Origin of the sequence: Rathayibacter sp. VKM Ac-2927, from assembly GCF_022815525.1 — a bacterium.
GTDB lineage: Bacteria > Actinomycetota > Actinomycetes > Actinomycetales > Microbacteriaceae > Rathayibacter > Rathayibacter festucae.
In genome coordinates this window covers 268,805-287,746 of sequence record NZ_JALGRT010000006.1, presented here as the reverse complement: position 1 = coordinate 287,746, position 18,942 = coordinate 268,805, and the positions used below count along the sequence as shown (strand labels likewise).

Below are 18,942 nucleotides of genomic sequence, written 5' to 3'. Positions count from 1 at the left end.
ACGGGGCCGATACACCGGCGTGCAATGATTCTGAAGCCCGTCTCCGGCAGTCGCCGATCGGTCCGGACCAGTGAAGGAACTTGACACTGTGGAACTTAGAGACGTCCTCCGACTTCTCCGCGATCACTGGATCGCCCTCGTCGCAGCCGTGCTCCTGGGCACCCTCGTCGCCTACGGCTGGTCGCTGACCCAGAAGCCGCGCTACGCCGCGGAGGCCCAGGGCCTCGTCTCGGCGGCCGTCGCCGATGCCGGGGGAGACCCGAGCCAGGCGATCTACCTGCGCCAGATCGCGGACTCCGTCGCGAAGTCGAGCACCCTCACCTACGTTCCGATCGCGAAGTCGCGGAACGTCGCCGAGATCGTCATCGGGAACCTCGGGCTCGACGTGACCGCGGAGTCGCTGATCACCGCCGTCCAGGTCACTCCCGATCCGGAGTCGCCGATCCTCAACGTCCGCGCGACGGCGTCCACCCCGGAGGGCGCCCGCACCCTCGCCGACGCCTGGATCGACGCGATCGCCGTCCGCATCCAGCAGGTGAACCAGGAGTCGGGAGCGGGCGACACCGTCAGCCTCTCCGGCGTCCAGTCCGCCGCTCTGCCGTCCTCCCCGGAGTTCCCGAACGTGCGCCTGGTGCTCGGCGTCGGCGCGCTGGCCGGCCTCGTGCTGGGCCTCGTCTACGCCTTCGTCCGCAACACCCTCGACCGCCGCATCCGCACCGCCGAGGTGGTGGAGCGGCTGTTCGACCTCCCGGTCGTCGGCACGCTCCCCGTCGACAAGCGCCTGAACGAGACCAACCGCATCGTGCCCGAGGCGGACACGACCGACTACGTGAAGTCCGACGGCAAGCACGCGCTCGCCGAGGCGCTGCGCGAGCTGCGCACGAACCTGCAGTTCATGAACGTCGACAGCCCGCCGCGGATCATCGTCGTGACCAGCCCGCTGCCCTCCGACGGCAAGTCGACCGTGACCGCGAACCTCGCGGTGACGCTCGCCGCCTCCGGTCAGCGCACGGTCGTCGTGGACGGCGACCTCCGCAAGCCCACCGTCGCGAAGTCCTTCGGCCTCGTCCCCGGGGTCGGCCTCACCGACCTGCTGATCGGCAAGGCCGAGCTGCAGGACGTGCTCCAGCCCTGGGGTCCCTCCGGCAACCTCTGGATCCTCGGCGCGGGCTCGATCCCGCCGAACCCGAGCGAGCTGCTCGGCTCGAACGGCATGGACATGCTCCTGCACGAGATCGCCCGCGAGGCCATCGTGCTCGTGGACGCCCCGCCGCTGCTGCCCGTGACCGACGGCGCGATCCTCACCGCCCGCACCGACGGCGCCCTCGTGGTCATCTCGGCCGGCCGGACGACGACCGACGAGCTCGGCAAGGCGATCCAGAACCTCGAGCGCGTCAGCGGCCACACCCTCGGCGTCATCCTCAACCGCGTTCCCCCGCGGGGCCAGGTCGGCCGCGGCTACGGCTACTACTACACGAGCTACTACGGCTCGCAGAAGTCGGGCGCGCGTCCGGACGCGGCAGCCGCTCCGGCTCCTGCCCCGGCCCCCAGCGCGGTCTGAGCGGCCGCGGATGACGTTCCCGGGGGACGACGGCCTGCGGCGCGCCCGGCGCGGGTGGCGCCCCGGTGAGGCGGCCTCGACGCCCGCCGCTCCGGTCTTCACCGTCCTCTCGGTCTGCACCGGCAACATCTGCCGCTCGCCGATGGCGGAGCAGCTCCTGCGGGCGCAGCTGGGCGACCTCACCGCACCGAGCGGAGCGGCGCTCCTCGCCTTCCGCAGCGCGGGCGTGCAGACGCGGGACGGCTACCCGATGGAGCCGACCTCCGCTCGCCTGTCCGCCGAGCTCGGCGGCGACCCGTCCGGCCACCTCAGCGCGAAGCTCTCCGACGCCCTCGCGGGCGAGGCGGACCTGATGCTCGCGATGACCCGCGACCACCTCGTCGACGCGTCGCGGAGCCACCCGCCGCTCCTGCTGCGCGGCTTCACCCTGCGCGAGTTCGCCCGCGTGCTCCCGTTCGTCCTCGCCGAGGTGCCGATCCCCACGGTCGAGGACCCCGCCGCTCGACTGCGCTCGGTGGTGCGGCTCGCCGCGGCGAACCGGGGCCGGGCGCCCCGCGGCGAGGGCGACGACATCGATGATCCGATCGGCCGCAGCGAGAGCACGCACGTCCGCGTCGCTCAGGAGATCGCCGCGGCCGTCCACGACATCTCCCGGGATCTGAGAGCATTGGCGCGGAGCTGACCTCGCGCGTGCCGCGCGGGCTCCCTCCGCTCCACCCGTTCCTCCCTCCTGCAGTCGCCGACGCGACATCGACCCGCCTACGATTCGGAGAAATCCCGTGAAGCTTTCTGTCATTGGTTGCGGCTACCTCGGAGCCGTCCACGCCGCCGCGATGGCCGAGCTCGGCCACGACGTCATCGGCATCGACGTGGACCCCGCGAAGATCGAGGCGCTCTCCGCCGGCACCGCTCCCTTCTTCGAGCCCGGTCTGCCCGAGCTGCTCTCCTCGGGCGTGGCCTCCGGCCGCCTCCGCTTCTCGACCGACACGGCCGACGCCGCCGACGCCGCCGTGCACTTCATCGCGGTGGGAACGCCGCAGAAGAAGGGCGAGAACGCGGCCGACATGACCTACGTGGACGCCGCGATCGACGGCATCCTGCCGCTGCTGACGGCGGACTCGCTCGTCGTGGGCAAGTCGACCGTCCCGGTCGGCACCGCCGCGCGACTCGCCGAGCGGATCGCCGCCAGCGGCGCGACGCTCGCCTGGAACCCCGAGTTCCTCCGCGAGGGCTTCGCCGTCGAGGACACGATCAGCCCCGACCGCCTGGTCTACGGCGTGCCCGCGGGCGCGGCCGGCGAGGCCGCCAAGGCGACCCTCGACGAGGTCTACGCGACGGCGCTGGCCGCCGAGACGCCGCTCGTGGTCACCGACTACGCGACCGCGGAGCTGGTCAAGGTCTCGGCGAACGCCTTCCTCGCCACCAAGATCTCGTTCATCAACGCCATCGCCGAGATCGCGGAGGTCACCGGCGCCGACGTCACCCAGCTCGCCGACGCCATCGGCTACGACGTCCGCATCGGCCGCCGCTTCCTGAACGCGGGCATCGGCTTCGGCGGCGGCTGCCTGCCCAAGGACATCCGCGCATTCTCGGCCCGCGCGGACGAGCTCGGCGTGGGCGACTCGGTCGCCTTCCTCAAGGAGGTCGACGCGATCAACCTGCGCCGCCGCCAGCGCGTGGTCGACCTCGTCACCGAGGGCCTCGGCGGCTCGGTCGAGGGCAGGAAGATCGCCGTTCTCGGCCTCGCGTTCAAGCCGGAGTCGGACGACGTCCGCGACTCGCCGTCGCTCGACGTCGCGACCCGCTTCCACGACCTCGGCGCCGACGTGGTCGCGACCGACCCCGAGGCGATCGAGAACGCCCGCCGCCGCTACCCCGACATCACCTACACGACCGACATCGACGAGGCCCTGCGCGGTGCCGACGCCGTCGTGGTCGTCACCGAGTGGAAGCAGTTCCGCGCGATCGACCCCGTCGCCGCGGGCGAGAAGGTCGCCGGGAAGCTCGTGGTCGACGGCCGCAACTGCCTCGACCAGGACGCCTGGCGCGCCGCAGGCTGGGAGTACCGCGGCCTCGGCCGCTGATCCACGGCGATCGACGGCCGCCCGCTGACCGGCGGCCGCTCCGTTCCACCCGGGGGATCGACCCCTGTCACGCCGGAGGGCGGCGGAGCGGGACACGTGCGCGAGCGCGGTTCCGCTCCGCCGCCCTCCGGCGTCGTCGTGCCGGGAGTCGTCGGCGCAGGACGACGCCGAGGACCGCGCCGATCGCGGCGCCCGCGGTGTTCGCCAGCACGTCGTGCACGTCCGCGTGGCGCTGGGGCAGCATCAGGAGCTGCACGGTCTCCACGGCGGCGCTGGTCGCAGCGCCGAGCAGGACGGCGAGCCACGCCCGGTGCCCGCGGAGGTGCAGCGCCGCGAGCAGTCCGAGCGGGACGAAGAGCAGCACGTTCGCCGTCGCCTCGATCCCGCCGTAGCCGAGGAGCCCGAGGCTCTGGGCGCGGGGCTGCGCGAGGACCTGCTTCAGCTCGCCGGCGTGCCCGCCGTCGACCGGTGTCGGCCAGAAGACCACGGCGGCCAGGACCAGCGCGTAGGCGAGGGCGACGACGACGGTGAGCCGGGTCGGGGGTCGAGGCACGGTTCTCGTCTCGGCGAGGGTCGCTGCGGCGACGGGAGGGAGCGCGTCGTCAGCGACGGCGAGAGCGCTTCAGTCTTCCCGGCTGCGTCGGGCTCCGAGGGCCCTGGCGTCGGAACATCGGCACTCTGGCGCCGTCCGTCCGTCCGGACCGCGGCGTCGCCCTGTCCGTCCGCACCGCGACATCGCTCTGTCCGTCCGCACCGCGGAACGACGAAGCCCGGCCGGATCATCGATCCTGGCCGGGCTTCTCACCGGTCGGGGTAGCGGGATTCGAACCCACGACCTCCTCGTCCCGAACGAGGCGCGCTACCAAGCTGCGCCACACCCCGGTGGACTGTTCGCGGTGAACCGCTCACGAGCCTCGTCAATAGTAGCCGATTTCCGCGGCGGTGTCGGACACCGGTCGCGGCGCCTCGCGCGGGACTCCTCGAGCGGGACCGCTCAGGCCACCGGCTCGAGCGTCAGCAGGCTGACCTCGGGGCGGCAGGCGAAGCGCACCGGCGCGTAGATCGAGGTGCCCACTCCGGCGGAGACGTTGAGGAAGGAGCTGTGCAGGCCGTTGTCCCAGGTGGAGAAGCCGGAGACCTTGTCGCGGGGGATGTCGCAGTTGGTCACCAGCGCGCCGAAGCCGGGCACGCAGACCTGACCGCCGTGGGTGTGGCCCGCGAGGATCACCTCCGCCCCCCGCGCGACGAAGTCATCCAGGACGCGCTGGTAGGGCGCGTGCGCGACGCCGATGCTCACGCCGGCCGGCTCCTCGGCAGAGGCCCGCAGCTCGTCCACGGCGCCCGCCACGAGGTCGATGCGGTCCAGGCCGATGTGCGGGTCGTCGACGCCGAAGAGCTCGACGCGGGTGCCGCGGACGGTGAGGGCGTGCGCCGTGTTGTTGAGGTCCTGCCAGCCGAGCTCCTCCGTGAAGAATCCGGTCAGCGCTGCGGTGTCGAGGTCGCTGGCGTTGCGCGCGGGGTTCTTCGACGGGCCGCGGAAGTAGCGCAGCGGGTTCTTCACCCGGGGTCCGAAGTAGTCGTTCGAGCCGTGGACGAAGACGCCGGGCACGCCGGCGAAGGGCTCGAGTGCGCGGCGGATGCCGAGGACGCCGTCGCGGTGCCCGAGGTTGTCGCCGGTGCCCACGACGAGGTCGGGGGCGAGGGCGGTGAGCGAGCGCAGCCAGTCCTGCTTCTTCGTCTGCCACGGCGCCATGTGCAGGTCGGAGAAGTGCAGGATCCGGAGCGGTGCGGAGCCCGCGGGCAGGACGGGCACCGACTCGTGGCGGACCGTGAACATCGTCCGCTCGACGGCGATGCCCCAGACGGCGGCGGCGCTCCCGACGGCGGCGACGGCCGCGAGGGCCGTGGTGAGGGGGCGAGCGCTGCTGCGTCCGGTCATGGATCCTTCTCTCGTCGGGGCGGGGCTGCGGGAGCGGCCGCGTACAGTCTGCCCGACCCGGCCCGGGGGACGACCCGGCGTCAGCCGCGCGGCGGCGGGGTGGACGGACCGGCGCTGATCTGCAGTGCGATCGGGGCCCCGCGGGAGAGGCGGGAGCCGGCCGGCGGGTTCGTCTGCGCGACCGAGCCCGCGGGTCGATCGGACGGCACGCGGTTCGGGTCGACCGTCACGACGAAGCCGAGCTCGCGCAGGCGCGCGGCGGCGGCGGCGGGGTTCTGGCCGGTCACCTCGGGCACCGCCTGCTGGGGCGCGTCGACGAGCGACTGCTGGGGCGAGGGGAAGGCCGAGCCGCCGTACTTCTGATCGGCGACGCGCATGATCCGCGGCCAGATCTGGTGGCGCACCTGACCGGCGTTGACCCGGTTGAGGCTGAAGCCGCGCATCGAGGTGAAGCCGCTGACGTTCCCGACCCAGGTCGCCGTGGCCACCTCGGTGCTGGCGCCGACCATCCAGGTGTGCACCGCGTTGTCGGTGGTGCCGGTCTTGCCGATGTGCGGGACGCCGGTGCCGGTCGCGGAGGCCCGGCCGGTGCCGCCCGTCATCACCTGCTGCAGGGCGAAGTCGGCGGTCGCGGCGACCTCCTCGGACATCCCCTGCGTGCAGGTGCTCGCCGGCGGGGCGACATCGGCGCCGCCGCGGTCGACGATCCGGTCGATCGCGATCGGCGTGCAGACGCTGCCCTTGTTCGCGAAGCCGGCGAACGCGGTCGCCATCGTCAGCGGCGCGATCTCGTTGGTGCCGAGGATGGTCGGCGCGAACTTCTGCAGCTCGGTGCCGTCGGCGCGGTGCACGCCCATCGCGAGCGCGGTGTTGCGGATGCCGCAGAGGTCGAGCTGCTGCGCCATCGCGGCGAAGCCGGTGTTGATCGAGCCCTTGGTGGCGTCGAGCGCGGAGTAGACGCCGCCGTTGCCGCCCTCGTCGTTCTTGGGGTCCCAGGGCTCGCCGTAGTAGGTGCCGTCGGGCTCGCAGCTGTCGCGGAAGGTCGTGTACGCGCGACGGGTGCCGTCGACGGTCTCGTTCAGCGCGCGGCCCTCCTGCAGCCACTCGGCGAGGGTGAAGACCTTGTAGGTCGAGCCGACCTGGAAGCCGCTCGAGCCGCCGTAGCCGAAGTCGGTGCTGTAGTTGACGCTGGTGTAGTTGGCGCCGCTGACATCGGGGTCGTTCGAGTAGTCCTTGTTCTGCGTCATCGCGAGGATGCGCCCGGTGCCGACCTCGACCGAGACGCTCGCGCTGCCGATGTTCACCCGGGCCATCGACTTCGGCACCCAGTCCTCGGTGGCGGCGACCGCGGCCTCCTGCAGATCGGAGTCGAGGGTCGTGTAGATCTGGTAGCCGCCGCGCTTGAAGGTCGCGTCGCGCTCGTCCTGGCTGGCGCCGAAGGCGTCGTCGTTCTTGATCACCCAGGTCACGTAGTCGCAGAAGTAGGCCGCGATTCCGGCGGTCTGGCAGCCGGTGCTCGGCTCCGTGATCACGGGGACGACCGGCGTCGAGGCGGCCTCGCCGATCTGCTCGGGGGTGACCTTCGACTCGATCCCCATCCGCGTGAGGATGTAGTTGCGGCGGTTGAGCGTCTCGGGGTAGCCCTCCACCGCGAGGTTGGCCGGGTCGTCCGGGCGATCGAAGCGGAACTTCTCGGGGTTGTTCACGATGGCGATCAGGGCGGCGGACTGCGCGAGGGTGAGGTCGCGGGCACTGGTGTCGAAGTAGTACCGCGCAGCCGCCTCGATGCCGTAGACGGTGCCGCCGAAGAGCGCGATGTTGAGGTAGCCGAGCAGGATGTCGTTCTTCGGGTACTCCTTCTCGAGCCCGATCGAGAGCCGCATCTCGGCGACCTTGCGCTCGGCCGTGGTCTCGGTGGCCTCGCGGTAGGCGGCGTCCCGCTCGATCGGATCCGAGAGCGCCTCCGCCTTCTGCACGAGCACGTTCTTGACGTACTGCTGCGTGATCGACGAGCCGCCCTGCACGTTGCCGCCGGAGGCGACCGTGGCCGCGGCGCGGATCGTGCCGAGCAGGTCGATGCCGCCGTGCTCGTAGAAGCGCGGGTCCTCCGAGGCGACGACCGCGTCCTTGACGAAGGGGGAGATGTCGTCCCAGCCGACCTCCACGCGGTTCTGCGCGTAGAACGAGGCGAGGAGCACGTCCTGGCCGTCCGCGCCCTTCGCGTAGACGTCGCTCTTCTCGGCGAGCGTGCCGATCTCGAGGTAGCCCGGGAGGTTGTCGAACATGGTGACCGTGTTGTTCGCGGCCATCCCGCCGAGCGCGATCGCCGGAGTGACCGACGCCGCGACGAGGACTCCGGCGACGACGCTCATGGCGACGATCCCGACCAGTCCTCCGACCGCGGCGCCGATGGACGTGACGACCCTGTTCCCGACTGCCCCCGACATAGAATCAGCGTAACCGCCGCTCCTGACACCGGACGCGGCGCTCGACCCGCCGGCACCGACTCCTCCGGGTGCGGTGCGCCCGGCATCCGCACCCCTGCCTCACGAGGAGAGCCATGTCCGTCCCCCGCTGGGAATACATCACGACGCCGCTGATGATCCACAACACCACCGCGATCCTGAACACCTGGGGCTCCGAGGGCTGGGAACTGGTCCAGATCGTCACCGGTCCCGAGGGCGGGCTCGTGGCCTACCTCAAGCGCCCGGTCGCCGAGGTCGGCGCGTGATCGCCGATCGCCTGGCCGAGCTGGGCATCGAGCTCCCCGCGGTCGCGGTGCCGGCCGGCGCCTACATCCCGGCCGTCGTCGAGGGGAACCTGGTCTTCACGGCCGGGCAGATCCCCTTCGTCGACGGCGCGCTGCCCGCGACCGGCAAGGTCGGCGCGGGCGTCGATCCCGAGGTCGCCAAGGACCTGGCGCGCGTCTGCGCTCTGAACGCGCTGGCCGCGATCGCCGACGTGATCGGCTCGCTCGACCGCGTGACCCGGATCGTCAAGGTGACCGGCTTCGTCGCCTCCGCTCCCGGCTTCAACGGCCAGCCCGGCGTCATCAACGGCGCCTCCGAGGTGCTCGGCGAGATCTTCGGCGAGGCGGGCAGGCACGCCCGCTCGGCGGTCGGCGTGGCGGAGCTCCCGCTCGACGCACCGGTCGAGGTCGAGCTGATCGTCGCCTTCGCCTGAACCGGGTCCCGGCTCGACGCCGAAGGGCGCCGCTCTCCCCTCTCGGGAGGCGGCGCCCTTCGGCGTTCCGGGCGGCTCGGCCCTCGGCGGCTCAGTCGTCGGCGGCGACCGCGGAGGAGATGACGGCCATCACCTGCGTGTCGGCCAGCGTGGTCGTGTCGCCGACGGCCCGGCCCTCGGCCACGTCGCGCAGGAGCCGGCGCATGATCTTGCCGGAGCGGGTCTTCGGCAGCTCCTGCACGATGAAGATGCGCTTCGGCCGGGCGATCGCGCCGATGTGCTCGGCGACGTGCGCCTTGAGCGTCGCCTCGAGCTCGTCGTGGCCGCTGGCGAGCGCCTCCGCCTGGCTCGCCTTGGCGATGACGAAGGCGACGACGGCCTGGCCGGTGGTCTCGTCCGCCGCGCCCACCACGGCCGCCTCCGCGACCACCGGGTGCGAGACGAGGGCCGACTCGATCTCGGCCGTCGACAGGCGGTGGCCGGAGATGTTCATCACGTCGTCGACGCGGCCGAGCAGCCACAGGTCGCCGTCCTCGTCGAGCGTCGCGCCGTCGCCGGCGAAGTAGCGGTCGCCGAACTTCGACCAGTAGGTCTCGACGTAGCGGTCCGGGTCTCCCCAGATGCCGCGCAGCATCGACGGCCAGGGCTCGGTGATGACCAGCAGCCCGCCGGAGCCCGCGCCGACCGGGGCGCCGGAGTCGTCGACGACGTCGATCGAGATCCCGGGGACGGGGACCTGCGCCGAGCCCGGCTTCAGGGTCGTGACGCCGGGCAGGGGCGAGACCATGATCGCGCCGGTCTCGGTCTGCCACCAGGTGTCGACGATCGGGGCGCGGCCGCCGCCGATGACGTCGCGGTACCAGATCCAGGCCTCGGGGTTGATCGGCTCGCCGACCGAGCCGAGCAGGCGGAGGCTCGAGAGGTCGAAGCGCTGCGGGATCTGCCGGCCGAGCTTCATGAAGGTGCGGATCGCCGTGGGGGCGGCGTAGAGGATCGTGACGCCGTGCTTCTCGATGATCTCCCACCAGCGTCCGGCGTGCGGGGTGTCGGGCGTGCCCTCGTACATCACCTGGGTGGCGCCGTTCGCGAGCGGTCCGTAGACCACGTAGCTGTGCCCGGTGATCCAGCCGACGTCGGCGGTGCACCAGTAGACGTCGGTCTCGGGCTTGAGATCGAAGACCGTGCGGTGGGTGTACGCGACCTGGGTGAGGTAGCCGCCGCTGGTGTGCAGTATGCCCTTCGGCTTCCCGGTCGTGCCGCTCGTGTAGAGGATGAACAGCGGCTGCTCGGCGGGGAACGGCCGCGCGACGTGGTCGGCGTCCACCGCGACGATCTCCTCGTGCCACCACAGGTCGCGGCCGGCGCTCCACTCGACGGTGTTGCCGCCGCGGCGGACGACGAGGACGTGCTCGACGCTCGACGCGCCGCCGTCCAGCGCCAGCGCCGCGTCGACCGCGGGCTTGAGCGGGAAGACCGAGCCCTTGCGCCAGCCGCCGTCGGCGGTGACGACGAGCTTCGCCTCGGCGTCGTCGATCCGCGCGCGCAGGCTCTCGGCGCTGAAGCCGCCGAAGACGACCGAGTGCACGGCGCCGAGCCGGGCGACCGCGAGCATCGCGATGACGGCCTCGGGGATCATCGGCAGGTAGATCGCGACGCGGTCGCCGGCCTGCACGCCCAGGCTCGTGAAGAGGTTGGCCGCGCGCTTCACCTCGGCGGTGAGCTCGGCGTAGGTCAGGTCGCGGCTGTCGCCGGGCTCGCCCTCCCAGTGGATCGCGACGCGGTCGCCGTGACCGGCCAGCACGTGCCGGTCGAGGCAGTTGTAGGCGACGTTGAGCTCGCCGTCGTCGAACCAGCGCGCGAAGGGCGGCTCGCTCCAGTCGAGGGTGCGCGTGAACGGCCGGTGCCAGTGCAGCAGCTCGCGGCTGCGGTCGGCCCAGAAGGCGAGGCGGTCGGCGGCGGCCTGCTCGGCCTTCCCGGCGGTCGCGGCGGCGTCGGCGGCGAACTCGGCGGGCGGCGGGAAGCGGCGCGTCTCCTGCTGGAGGCTGTCGATGGCGCTCGAGCCTGCGGCCCCGGACGCGTCGAGGGGTGTGGACATCTGCGATTCGCTCCTTCGCGAGTGCGACGTGCGCCGGCCGGCGTGGTCGGTTCCGGACCACCGTAGCGTCCGGCTCTCGGGTGGGGAGGGGGCGACGCGAAGCTGACCGTCCGGCGGGGTTTCGTGAAGAGTCGGCTCAGAACGCGGATCCGACTTGGCGAAATCGCCTCCGTGCCCTAACGTTGCATACGGCCGAATGAACTTCGGCTCAGCGGCGCGAGTGATTCCCCCCAATCCAGCGCCGCCGAGGCGGCACCTGTTCCCCCCAATGGGTGCCGCCCCCTTCTCTTCCCTCCGCTGGTCGAGCGTCCCGCTCCCCGGAGGATCCGCACGGCCGGGCCGCATCGGCCGGTTGCACCTTCGGCTCGCCGGAACACGCTGGGCATGCTGGATCGGCCGATTTCGGCGTGCCGGAGCACGGATCGCGTGCCCGAGTGTCGACTGCTGGAGATCCGGCTCGCGGAAACACATCCGGCACGCCCGATCGGCCGGTTTCAGCGTGCCGGGTCTCGGATCGCGTGCCCGAGCTCCGGCTGCTGGACCTCCGGCTCGCGGAAACGACGCCGATCCCGAGCTCGTCGCTCCTCCCCAGGGGCGTCCTCGGCCCTGCCGTCCACCGATGCGGTCCTCGGCGCGCCACCGGAGGGCGCGCGCTCCTAGCGTTCCCGGATGACCACCGGTTTCGTCCCGCTCGTTCCCGCCGCCTACCGCCCGGACGCACCTCGCCCGCCGGGTGAGGACGACGGCGAGGCACTGCGGGCCGCGCCGGTCCGTCCGGCGGCGGCGGCGCTCGGCCTGCTCGCGCCGTTCGCCGCCGACCCGGCGGTGACCGACCTCTTCGTCAACGGGGATTCGGGCCTCTGGGTCGACCGCGGCGGGGGCGCAGTGCGAGAGCCGACGTGGACGCTCGACGCGGCAGGAGCGCGACGGCTCGCGGTGTCGCTGGTCGCGGCCGGCGGACGCCACGTCGACGAGGCGAGCCCGTGCGTGGACGTGCGGCTGAAGCACGGGGTCCGCGTGCACGTGGTGCTGCCGCCGGTCGCGACCGCGGGGACGCTGATCTCGGTGCGCGTGCCGCGGGCCGACGCCTGGAGTCTCGACGAGCTGCACGCGGCGGGGATGCTCGACGACGCGGGCCGCGGCCTGCTGCGGCGGGCCGTCACCGCGCGCTGGAACCTCCTCGTCACCGGTGCCGGCGGATCGGGCAAGACCACGCTCCTCGGCGCCCTCCTGGGCTGCGCACCTCCGCACGAGCGCCTGGTCGTGATCGAGGACGTCGGGGAGCTGCGGCCCGCGCATCCGCACGTCGTCTCGCTGGAGGCGCGCCAGCCGAACCTCGAGGGAGCGGGCGGAGTCGGCCTCGACCGCCTCGTCCGCGAGGCCCTGCGGATGCGGCCGGACCGGCTCGTCCTCGGCGAGTGCCGCGGCGTCGAGCTGCGCGATCTGCTCTCGGCGCTGAACACCGGGCACGACGGCGGAGCGGGGACCCTGCACGCGAACTCGCTCGCCGACGTGCCCGCCCGGCTGGAGGCGCTCGGCTCGCTCGCGGGCATGGGCCCGGAGGCGGTCGCGCGGCAGACGGTCAGCGCGATCGATCTGGTGCTGCACCTCGAGCGGCGGGGCGGCCGGCGCCGGCTCGCGGCCTCGGGCTGCTTCCGGCTCGATCACGCCGGGCGGCTCCGGATCGAGGAGGGCGCCGTACCGCAGCGGGCCTCGACGTGAAGCGCGGGGCGGGGGTCGACGAGGTGGCGGCCGTGGTGCACCGCCTCTCGGTGCTGCTCGCGGCGGGCGTCGCGCCGGCGTCGGCGCTGGCGCACCTCGCGGCGTCGGACGACTCGGAGGCGGCGGGTGCCGCGCGACGTCGTCGGCTGCTGCGCGCGGTGGCGGTCGAGGCGGCGCGCGGCGGGGACGTGACGGCGGCGCTCCTGCGGGGTGTGCCCGCCTCCCGCCGAGGTGAGGAGCGGCGGACCGCGGAGCGCGCACCTCGTCGCAGGGAGAGCGCGGCACGGGGTTCGCGTGATGGCGGCGAGGAGACGGCCTGGGCGGCCCTGGCCGCCTGCTGGCGGGTGGCCGCGGACTCCGGAGCGCCGATCGCCGCGGCCCTCGCCGAGCTGGCCGATTCCCTGCGGGAGCTCGGCCGGGCGCGGCGGGACATCGAGGTCGCCCTGGCGGGGCCGCTCGCGACGAGCCGGGTGGTCGGCGGGCTGCCGCTGGTGGCGCTCGGCTTCGGCACGCTGCTGGGCTTCGATGTGCTGGGCGTGCTGATCGGGACGGTGCCGGGATTCGCCTGCCTGGTGGGCGGGCTCGGGCTGATGCTCGGTGCCGTGGCGTGGACGCGCCGGCTCGTCCGCGGCGCCGGCCCGGGGGACCCGGCACCGGGGCTGGCGCTCGACCTGCTCGCGGTCGCGCTCGCGGGCGGGGGGTCGATCGGTGGCGGGCGGGAGCGGGTGCTGGCGGCGCTCGCCAAGTGCGGGCTCGCGTCGGGGCCGCCCGCGCTGGCTGCGGCGGAGCCCGTGCTCGCGCTCTCGAGCGCGGCGGGGGTTCCCGCGGGCCGGCTGCTGCGCAGCGAGGCGGCACTGGCGCGGGTGCGGGCCGCGTCCGAGGCGCGGGAGCGGGCGGCGAGGCTCGGTGTGACGCTGCTGCTGCCGCTCGGAGTCTGCGTGCTGCCGGCGTTCCTCCTGCTGGGCGTGGCTCCGATGATGATCTCGGTGCTGCTCTCGACGTTCGCGGGGCAGCGGTGAGCGGTCCCGCGGGAGCTCTCCACAGGCCGCTCCTCTCTCCTCTTGTCCACCGTTCGCGAGCTCCCCCACCCCGACCCGCTCCGGGCTCGGCGATCCTCGAGTGGGGGCAGTGACGACGAACGGAGCGAGCGGATGAACGGCAGTCGGAGCAGCGGTGCGGGGACGATCGGACGAGTGCGGGGCGGTGCCGGGCGGGAGCGCTTCCCGGGCCCTGCCTGGGAGGCGGGGCCGCTGAGCGGATGGCGCGACGAGGAGGGCTCGGCCACGGCCGAGTACGCGATCGCGACGATGGCCGCGGTCGGCTTCGCGGGTCTGCTGGTGGTGATCCTCAAGGGCGACGAGGTGCGCGGGATCCTCACGGACCTGGTCACCCGGGCGCTCACCTCGGGGGGATGAGCGGTGCGGTGCCCGGGTGGTGCCCGTGCAGCGACGAGAGTGGACCTGGTCGCCGATGGGCGACGAGGCGAGGACGGCTCCGCGACGGCCGAGCTGGCGGTCGTGCTGCCGGCGGTGGTGGTCGTGCTGGCGCTCTGCCTCGGCTCGGTGGCGGCCTCGGCGCAGTACGTCCGGCTGGTCGACGCCGCGGCGGACGGCGCCCGGTCGCTGGCGCGGGGGGACGATCCGGGTCGGCCCGTCGCGCGGGTCGATGCGGGAGCGAGTGTCGCGACCTCCGCGGACGGCGGGCTCGTCTGCGTGGACGTCGCCGCGCGGCTCCGGCCGCTGCCGGCGCTGGAGCTGCCGGTCTCGGTCCGGTCCTGCGCGCTGGGCGGAGGGCGGTGATCCCTTGGCCGGAGCCGGACCGCGCAGGGGAGGACGGCTCGGCGGCGGTCGTCGCGGTCGGCGTCGTCGCGGGGACGATCCTCGTGACCGCGGCCGTGCTCGCCGGTTGCGGGGGAGTCGCGGGGCACCAGCGGGCCGTGGCCACGGCGGACGCGGCGGCGCTCGCCGCGGCGGACGTCGCCTCCGGTCTGCTGCCGGGCGAGCCGTGCGGGGCGGCCGAGCGCGTCGCGGGGGCGATGACGGCGACCGTCGCGGGCTGCGCGGTGGAGGGAGGAGTGGCGACCGTCGAGGTCGTCGTGTCCGTCGGGCCGCTCGCGCTCCCCGCCCGGTCGCGCGCCGGGCCGCCGCCGTGATGCTCCTCCCGCGCCGGGGACGGCGGCGACGGCATTCGCCGCGCCCGGGGCGCAACGGCAGCGCGCTCCCGCGCTCGGTCGGGTCGCCGGTGTCCGACCCGCCCGGTGGGACCGGGGCTCAGTCGGCGCTGACCCGCAGGTAGCGGTAGGCCGCCGCGGTGGGCAGCGCGCCCGCTCCCTCGTCGTGCTCGAGAGCGCCGGCGAGGAGATAGAGGTAGCGGGTGCCCTCGCGGGCGGCCGGGATCTCGAGGCGGCCCGCCGGGGCCGTCGCCTCGCCGTAGGAGCGGCGGAGCGTCTTGCCCTCGAGCGGCCCGTCGAGGAACTTCGCGGTGTAGGCGGAGGTGGTCGGAGCGGAGGTGGTGTGCGTCGTTGCCATGCCCCTCATCATGCGCCGATCGCCGCGATCCGTCACCGGGTGCGGTCCTCCCGATTCGGCGGATTCCCGGGCGGCGGCCGGAGTGCTCCCAGCGCGCGGCGAGCGGACGACGGCGAGGGACGCCCCGAGTCAGTGTGTATGGTGTGCCTGTCGGGCGCCCCGAAGCCGACGCGAACGGATCGTCGTTCCTCCTGCGGACGCCGCGCACCGCCTCCCCGCCGAAGGGGACCCGTCGGACTCGCTGAGCGTCCGATCCGACAGCATCAATCGAGGAGAACTGTGTCCGGCACGAAGAAGCTGGTGATCGTCGAGTCGCCGGCGAAGGCCAAGACCATCGCCCAGTACCTGGGCGAGGGCTACGAGGTGCTCGCCTCCGTCGGGCACATCCGCGACCTCATCGAGCCGAAGAACCTGCCGCCCGAGCTCAAGAAGGGCGGGCTGGGCAAGTTCTCCGTCGACGTCGACAACGGCTTCGAGCCCTACTACGTCGTCTCCGATCAGAAGAAGAAGACGGTCGCCGACCTCAAGCGCGCGCTGAAGAACGCCGACGAGCTCTTCCTCGCAACGGATGAGGACCGCGAGGGCGAGGCCATCGCGTGGCACCTCCTCGAGGAGCTCAAGCCCAAGGTCCCCGTGAAGCGGATGGTCTTCCACGAGATCACCAAGGACGCGATCCAGACGGCCCGCGACAACACCCGCGACATCGACACCTCCCTCGTCGACGCGCAGGAGACCCGCCGCATCCTCGACCGCCTCTACGGCTACGAGATCTCGCCGGTGCTCTGGCGCAAGGTCGGGCCGGGGCTCTCCGCCGGGCGCGTGCAGTCCGCCGCCACGCGCCTCGTCGTGGACCGCGAGCGCGAGCGTCTCGCCTTCGTCTCCGCCTCCTACTGGGACCTCGCCACGGTCCTCGCCCCCGAGGCCGACGCCTCGGCGGCGTTCGACGCGCGCCTGGCGCGCCTGGACGGCAAGCGGATCGGCAGCGGCCGCGACTTCGACGACCGCGGTCAGCTGAAGGGGGACGTCACCGTCCTCGACGAGGCCTCCGCCGGTGCCCTCGCCGACGCGCTGCGCGACCCGAAGACGCTCGTCCGCGTCTCGAACCTCGAGTCCAAGCCCTACTCGAGGCGTCCCGCCGCCCCGTTCACCACTTCGACGCTCCAGCAGGAGGCGGCGCGCAAGCTCCGCTTCTCGGCGCGCCAGACGATGAGCGTGGCGCAGTCGCTCTACGAGAACGGCTTCATCACCTACATGAGGACCGACTCGCCGAACCTCTCGCAGCAGGCGCTGAACGCCGCCCGCTCGCAGGCGGCCTCGCTCTACGGAGCCGAGACGGTCCCCGACAAGCCGCGCCTCTACTCCGGCAAGAACAAGAGCGCGCAGGAGGCGCACGAGGCGATCCGCCCCGCGGGCGAGACCTTCCGCACCCCGGACCAGCTCGCCGGCACCCTCCGCGGGAACGACCACCGCCTCTACGACCTGATCTGGAAGCGCACCGTCGCCTCGCAGATGGCCGACGCCAAGGGCTCGACCGCGACGGTCACCCTGCTCGCCAACCCGGCCGGCGACACCGAGCGCACCGCCGAGTTCACCGCCTCGGGAACGGTCATCACCTTCCGCGGCTTCCTGCTCGCCTACGAGGAGGGCCGCGACGAGGAGCGCCACGGCGCCCGCGACGAGAAGGACGCCAAGCTGCCCGTGCTCGAGGTCGGCCAGAGCCTCGTCGTCGCCGAGGTCGAGGCCAAGGGCCACGAGACCTCGCCGCCCCCGCGCTACACGGAGGCGAGCCTCGTCAAGTCGCTCGAAGAGCTGGGGATCGGGCGCCCCTCGACCTACGCCTCGATCATCACGACGATCGTCGATCGCGGCTACGTCACTCCGCGCGGCACGGCGCTCGTGCCCAACTGGATCGCCTTCTCGGTGGTGCGCCTGCTCGAGGAGTTCTTCTCCGACCTCGTCGAGTACGACTTCACCGCCGCGATGGAGGGCGACCTCGACCGCATCGCCGGCGGCGAGGAGGACCGGGTCGACTGGCTGAACCGCTTCTACTTCGGCGGCGGCGACCAGCCGGGCCTGCGCCACGTCGTCGACAACCTCGGCGAGATCGATGCGAAGAGCATCAACTCGGTCCGGATCACCGACGACATCACCCTGCGCATCGGCAAGTACGGGCCCTACCTCGAGGTCGCCCAGGAGGAGGGGCAGGAGACGCCGCGCCGGGTCAACCTGCCGCTCGAGCTGGCCCCGGACGAGCTCACGCCCGCGAAGGCGCAGGAGCTCGTCGACGCTCCCGTGCAGACCGACCGCGTGCTCGGCAGCAACCCGGACTCGGGCAAGACCGTCGTGGTCAAGGACGGCCGCTTCGGCCCGTACGTGACCGAGGTCGACCCGGAGCCCGAGACCACCGCCGACCCCGCCACCGGTGAGGTCGTCGAGCCCGTCTCCGCTCCTGCTGCGAAGCGCGGCGCGAAGAAGGCGGCCGCGGTCAAGCCGCGCACCTCCTCCCTCTTCAAGTCGATGGACGTCGCGACCGTCGACCTCGCGACCGCTCTGCGCCTGCTCGACCTGCCGCGCACCGTCGGCGAGGACCCGGAGTCGGGTGAGCCGATCACCGCGCAGAACGGCCGTTACGGCCCGTACCTGAAGAAGGGGACGGACAGCCGCTCGCTCACCAGCGAGGACCAGATCTTCGAGGTCGACCTGCCGACCGCGCTCGAGGTGTTCGCCCAGCCCAAGTACGGCGCGAAGCGCGCCACGAGCGCCCTCGCGGAGTTCGAGGCCGACCCGGTCAGCGGCAAGCCGATCCGGATCCGCGACGGGCGCTTCGGCGCCTACGTGACCGACGGCGAGACCAACGTCACGATCCCCAAGGGCCAGCCGATCGAGGAGATCGACTTCGAGCAGGCGGTGCAGATGCTCGCCGACAAGCGGGCGAAGGGTCCGGCGCCCAAGAAGGCCCCGGCCAAGCGCGCCCCGGCCAAGAAGCCCGCGGCGAAGACGACGGCGGCCAAGGCGACGGCGACGAAGACCACCGCCGCGAAGACCACGGCGGCGAAGACCACGGCGGCGAAGACCACGGCGGCGAAGACCACCGCCGCGAAGAAGCCGGCCACCACCCGCGCCCGCAGCACTGCGGCGAAGGCGACGGGCTCGACGGAGTCGTGACCGGGCTGTTCGTCACCCTCGAGGGCGGGGACGGCGCGGGCAAGACCACGCAGGCCCGGCTGCTCGAGGAGTGGCTGGGCTCGCGCGGTGAGACCGTGCGGCGCACCCGGGAGCCGGGCGGCACCGAGGTGGGCGTGCAGATCCGCGAGATCGTGCTGCACCACCGCGGCGAGATCGATCCGCGGGCCGAGGCGCTCCTCTACGCCGCCGACCGCGCGCAGCACATCGGCACCTTCGTCCGGCCCGCGCTCGAGCGGGGCGAGGTCGTCGTCCAGGACCGCTACATCGACTCCTCCGTCGCCTACCAGGGCGCCGGCCGGGTGCTGGACGCCGCGGAGGTCCGCTCCCTCTCGGAGTGGGCGACCCGCGACCTCCGCCCCGACCTCACCGTCCTGCTCGACCTCGATCCCGTCGTCGCCCGCACCCGGCTGGACGCCGCGCGCACCCGCTACGACCGGCTCGAGGCGGAGAAGGCCGAGTTCCACGGCCGCGTCCGGCAGGCGTTCCTCGACCTCGCCTCGGACGACCCGGAGCGCTTCCTCGTCCTGGACGCGAGTCGTCCCGTCGAGGAGCTCGCCGCAGCCGTCCGCGCCCGCGTCGAGCCGATGCTCAGCGCCGGTCCCCAGGGCGCGCGGCCCGCTGTCGGACCTCGCGGTTAGCCTGGA

Annotated in this window: 17 protein-coding genes and 1 tRNA gene; 12 read left to right on the top strand and 6 right to left on the bottom strand. The window is 73.1% G+C overall.

Annotated features, from left to right (window positions below; all coding sequences use genetic code 11):
• Positions 1 to 88: 88 nt before the first annotated feature.
• From MT353_RS22050 to MT353_RS17785, 3 genes are all read left to right on the top strand, one after another.
• Positions 89 to 1,561 carry a polysaccharide biosynthesis tyrosine autokinase gene (locus MT353_RS22050; protein WP_185020496.1) on the top strand — a complete coding sequence of 491 codons (1,473 nt, stop codon included), beginning with the start codon at positions 89 to 91 and terminating at the stop codon, positions 1,559 to 1,561.
• Between the two features lie 10 nt (positions 1,562 to 1,571).
• Complete coding sequence (locus MT353_RS17790) at positions 1,572 to 2,243, top strand: low molecular weight phosphatase family protein (RefSeq protein ID WP_243625487.1); 672 nt, start codon at positions 1,572 to 1,574, stop codon at positions 2,241 to 2,243.
• Between the two features lie 97 nt (positions 2,244 to 2,340).
• Positions 2,341 to 3,645 carry a UDP-glucose/GDP-mannose dehydrogenase family protein gene (locus MT353_RS17785; protein WP_123733618.1) on the top strand — a complete coding sequence of 435 codons (1,305 nt, stop codon included), beginning with the start codon at positions 2,341 to 2,343 and terminating at the stop codon, positions 3,643 to 3,645.
• A gap of 67 nt (positions 3,646 to 3,712) precedes the next feature.
• Here the strand turns inward: MT353_RS17785 and MT353_RS17780 are convergent, their stop codons facing one another.
• From MT353_RS17780 to MT353_RS17765, 4 genes are all read right to left on the bottom strand, one after another.
• The gene (locus MT353_RS17780) at positions 3,713 to 4,198 is read right to left on the bottom strand and encodes a VanZ family protein (RefSeq protein ID WP_243625486.1); all 486 of its coding nucleotides are present in this window, start codon (positions 4,196 to 4,198) and stop codon (positions 3,713 to 3,715) included.
• Between the two features lie 255 nt (positions 4,199 to 4,453).
• Positions 4,454 to 4,527 (bottom strand) — tRNA-Pro (locus tag MT353_RS17775).
• 112 nt (positions 4,528 to 4,639) lie between these two features.
• Positions 4,640 to 5,584, bottom strand: coding sequence for a metallophosphoesterase (locus MT353_RS17770; protein ID WP_243587526.1), 945 nt, complete (start codon positions 5,582 to 5,584; stop codon positions 4,640 to 4,642).
• An 80-nt stretch (positions 5,585 to 5,664) separates the two neighbouring features.
• Positions 5,665 to 8,031 carry a transglycosylase domain-containing protein gene (locus MT353_RS17765; protein ID WP_243625485.1) on the bottom strand — a complete coding sequence of 789 codons (2,367 nt, stop codon included), beginning with the start codon at positions 8,029 to 8,031 and terminating at the stop codon, positions 5,665 to 5,667.
• 113 nt (positions 8,032 to 8,144) lie between these two features.
• Here MT353_RS17765 and MT353_RS17760 point away from each other — a divergent pair, with 113 nt between their 5' ends.
• Positions 8,145 to 8,315: a hypothetical protein gene (locus MT353_RS17760; RefSeq protein WP_165909148.1), complete on the top strand. Its 171-nt coding sequence runs from the start codon at positions 8,145 to 8,147 to the stop codon at positions 8,313 to 8,315.
• Entirely contained in the window at positions 8,312 to 8,767 is a 456-nt protein-coding gene (locus MT353_RS17755) for a RidA family protein (protein WP_243598444.1), read from the top strand. The genes MT353_RS17760 and MT353_RS17755 overlap by 4 nt, the downstream gene beginning before the upstream one ends.
• 91 nt (positions 8,768 to 8,858) lie before the next feature.
• Here the strand turns inward: MT353_RS17755 and acs are convergent, their stop codons facing one another.
• Positions 8,859 to 10,862, bottom strand: a complete 2,004-nt coding sequence (gene acs, locus MT353_RS17750) for an acetate--CoA ligase (RefSeq protein ID WP_243625484.1) — start codon at positions 10,860 to 10,862, stop codon at positions 8,859 to 8,861.
• A gap of 669 nt (positions 10,863 to 11,531) precedes the next feature.
• On the opposite strand from acs, the gene MT353_RS17745 reads away from it, so the two are divergent.
• The 5 genes from MT353_RS17745 to MT353_RS17725 all read left to right on the top strand — a co-directional run bounded on the left by MT353_RS17745 (position 11,532) and on the right by MT353_RS17725 (position 14,736).
• Positions 11,532 to 12,584, top strand: coding sequence for a TadA family conjugal transfer-associated ATPase (locus MT353_RS17745; RefSeq protein ID WP_243625483.1), 1,053 nt, complete (start codon positions 11,532 to 11,534; stop codon positions 12,582 to 12,584).
• On the top strand, positions 12,581 to 13,603 hold the full coding sequence (locus tag MT353_RS17740) for a type II secretion system F family protein (RefSeq protein ID WP_243625482.1): 1,023 nt from the start codon (positions 12,581 to 12,583) through the stop codon (positions 13,601 to 13,603). Before MT353_RS17745 ends, MT353_RS17740 begins: the two co-directional genes overlap by 4 nt.
• 132 nt (positions 13,604 to 13,735) lie before the next feature.
• Complete coding sequence (locus tag MT353_RS22045) at positions 13,736 to 13,999, top strand: DUF4244 domain-containing protein (protein WP_308197536.1); 264 nt, start codon at positions 13,736 to 13,738, stop codon at positions 13,997 to 13,999.
• 39 nt (positions 14,000 to 14,038) lie between these two features.
• The gene (locus MT353_RS17730; protein WP_243625481.1) at positions 14,039 to 14,383 is read left to right on the top strand and encodes a TadE family type IV pilus minor pilin; all 345 of its coding nucleotides are present in this window, start codon (positions 14,039 to 14,041) and stop codon (positions 14,381 to 14,383) included.
• Positions 14,380 to 14,736 carry an Rv3654c family TadE-like protein gene (locus MT353_RS17725; protein WP_243625480.1) on the top strand — a complete coding sequence of 119 codons (357 nt, stop codon included), beginning with the start codon at positions 14,380 to 14,382 and terminating at the stop codon, positions 14,734 to 14,736. The genes MT353_RS17730 and MT353_RS17725 overlap by 4 nt, the downstream gene beginning before the upstream one ends.
• Positions 14,737 to 14,854: 118 nt before the next feature.
• Here MT353_RS17725 and MT353_RS17720 read toward each other — a convergent pair whose 3' ends face one another.
• Positions 14,855 to 15,112 (bottom strand): hypothetical protein, encoded by a 258-nt coding sequence (locus MT353_RS17720; protein WP_123447682.1) that lies wholly within the window; start codon positions 15,110 to 15,112, stop codon positions 14,855 to 14,857.
• A 279-nt stretch (positions 15,113 to 15,391) separates the two neighbouring features.
• On the opposite strand from MT353_RS17720, the gene topA reads away from it, so the two are divergent.
• Positions 15,392 to 18,277 carry a type I DNA topoisomerase gene (topA, locus tag MT353_RS17715; protein WP_243625479.1) on the top strand — a complete coding sequence of 962 codons (2,886 nt, stop codon included), beginning with the start codon at positions 15,392 to 15,394 and terminating at the stop codon, positions 18,275 to 18,277.
• Positions 18,274 to 18,936 carry a dTMP kinase gene (tmk, locus tag MT353_RS17710; protein ID WP_243625478.1) on the top strand — a complete coding sequence of 221 codons (663 nt, stop codon included), beginning with the start codon at positions 18,274 to 18,276 and terminating at the stop codon, positions 18,934 to 18,936. Before topA ends, tmk begins: the two co-directional genes overlap by 4 nt.
• Positions 18,937 to 18,942 lie beyond the last annotated feature (6 nt).

Excerpts from the sequence above, each read along its gene's own strand:
- MT353_RS17765 (WP_243625485.1), bottom strand. The coding sequence starts at position 8,031 with ATGTCGGGGGCAGTCGGGAACAGGGTCGTCACGTCCATCGGCGCCGCG.
- MT353_RS17760 (WP_165909148.1), top strand. The coding sequence starts at position 8,145 with ATGTCCGTCCCCCGCTGGGAATACATCACGACGCCGCTGATGATCCAC.
- MT353_RS17790 (WP_243625487.1), top strand. The coding sequence starts at position 1,572 with ATGACGTTCCCGGGGGACGACGGCCTGCGGCGCGCCCGGCGCGGGTGG.
- MT353_RS17745 (WP_243625483.1), top strand. The coding sequence starts at position 11,532 with ATGACCACCGGTTTCGTCCCGCTCGTTCCCGCCGCCTACCGCCCGGAC.
- MT353_RS22045 (WP_308197536.1), top strand. The coding sequence starts at position 13,736 with ATGAACGGCAGTCGGAGCAGCGGTGCGGGGACGATCGGACGAGTGCGG.
- MT353_RS17770 (WP_243587526.1), bottom strand. The coding sequence starts at position 5,584 with ATGACCGGACGCAGCAGCGCTCGCCCCCTCACCACGGCCCTCGCGGCC.
- acs (WP_243625484.1), bottom strand. The coding sequence starts at position 10,862 with ATGTCCACACCCCTCGACGCGTCCGGGGCCGCAGGCTCGAGCGCCATC.
- MT353_RS17720 (WP_123447682.1), bottom strand. The coding sequence starts at position 15,112 with ATGGCAACGACGCACACCACCTCCGCTCCGACCACCTCCGCCTACACC.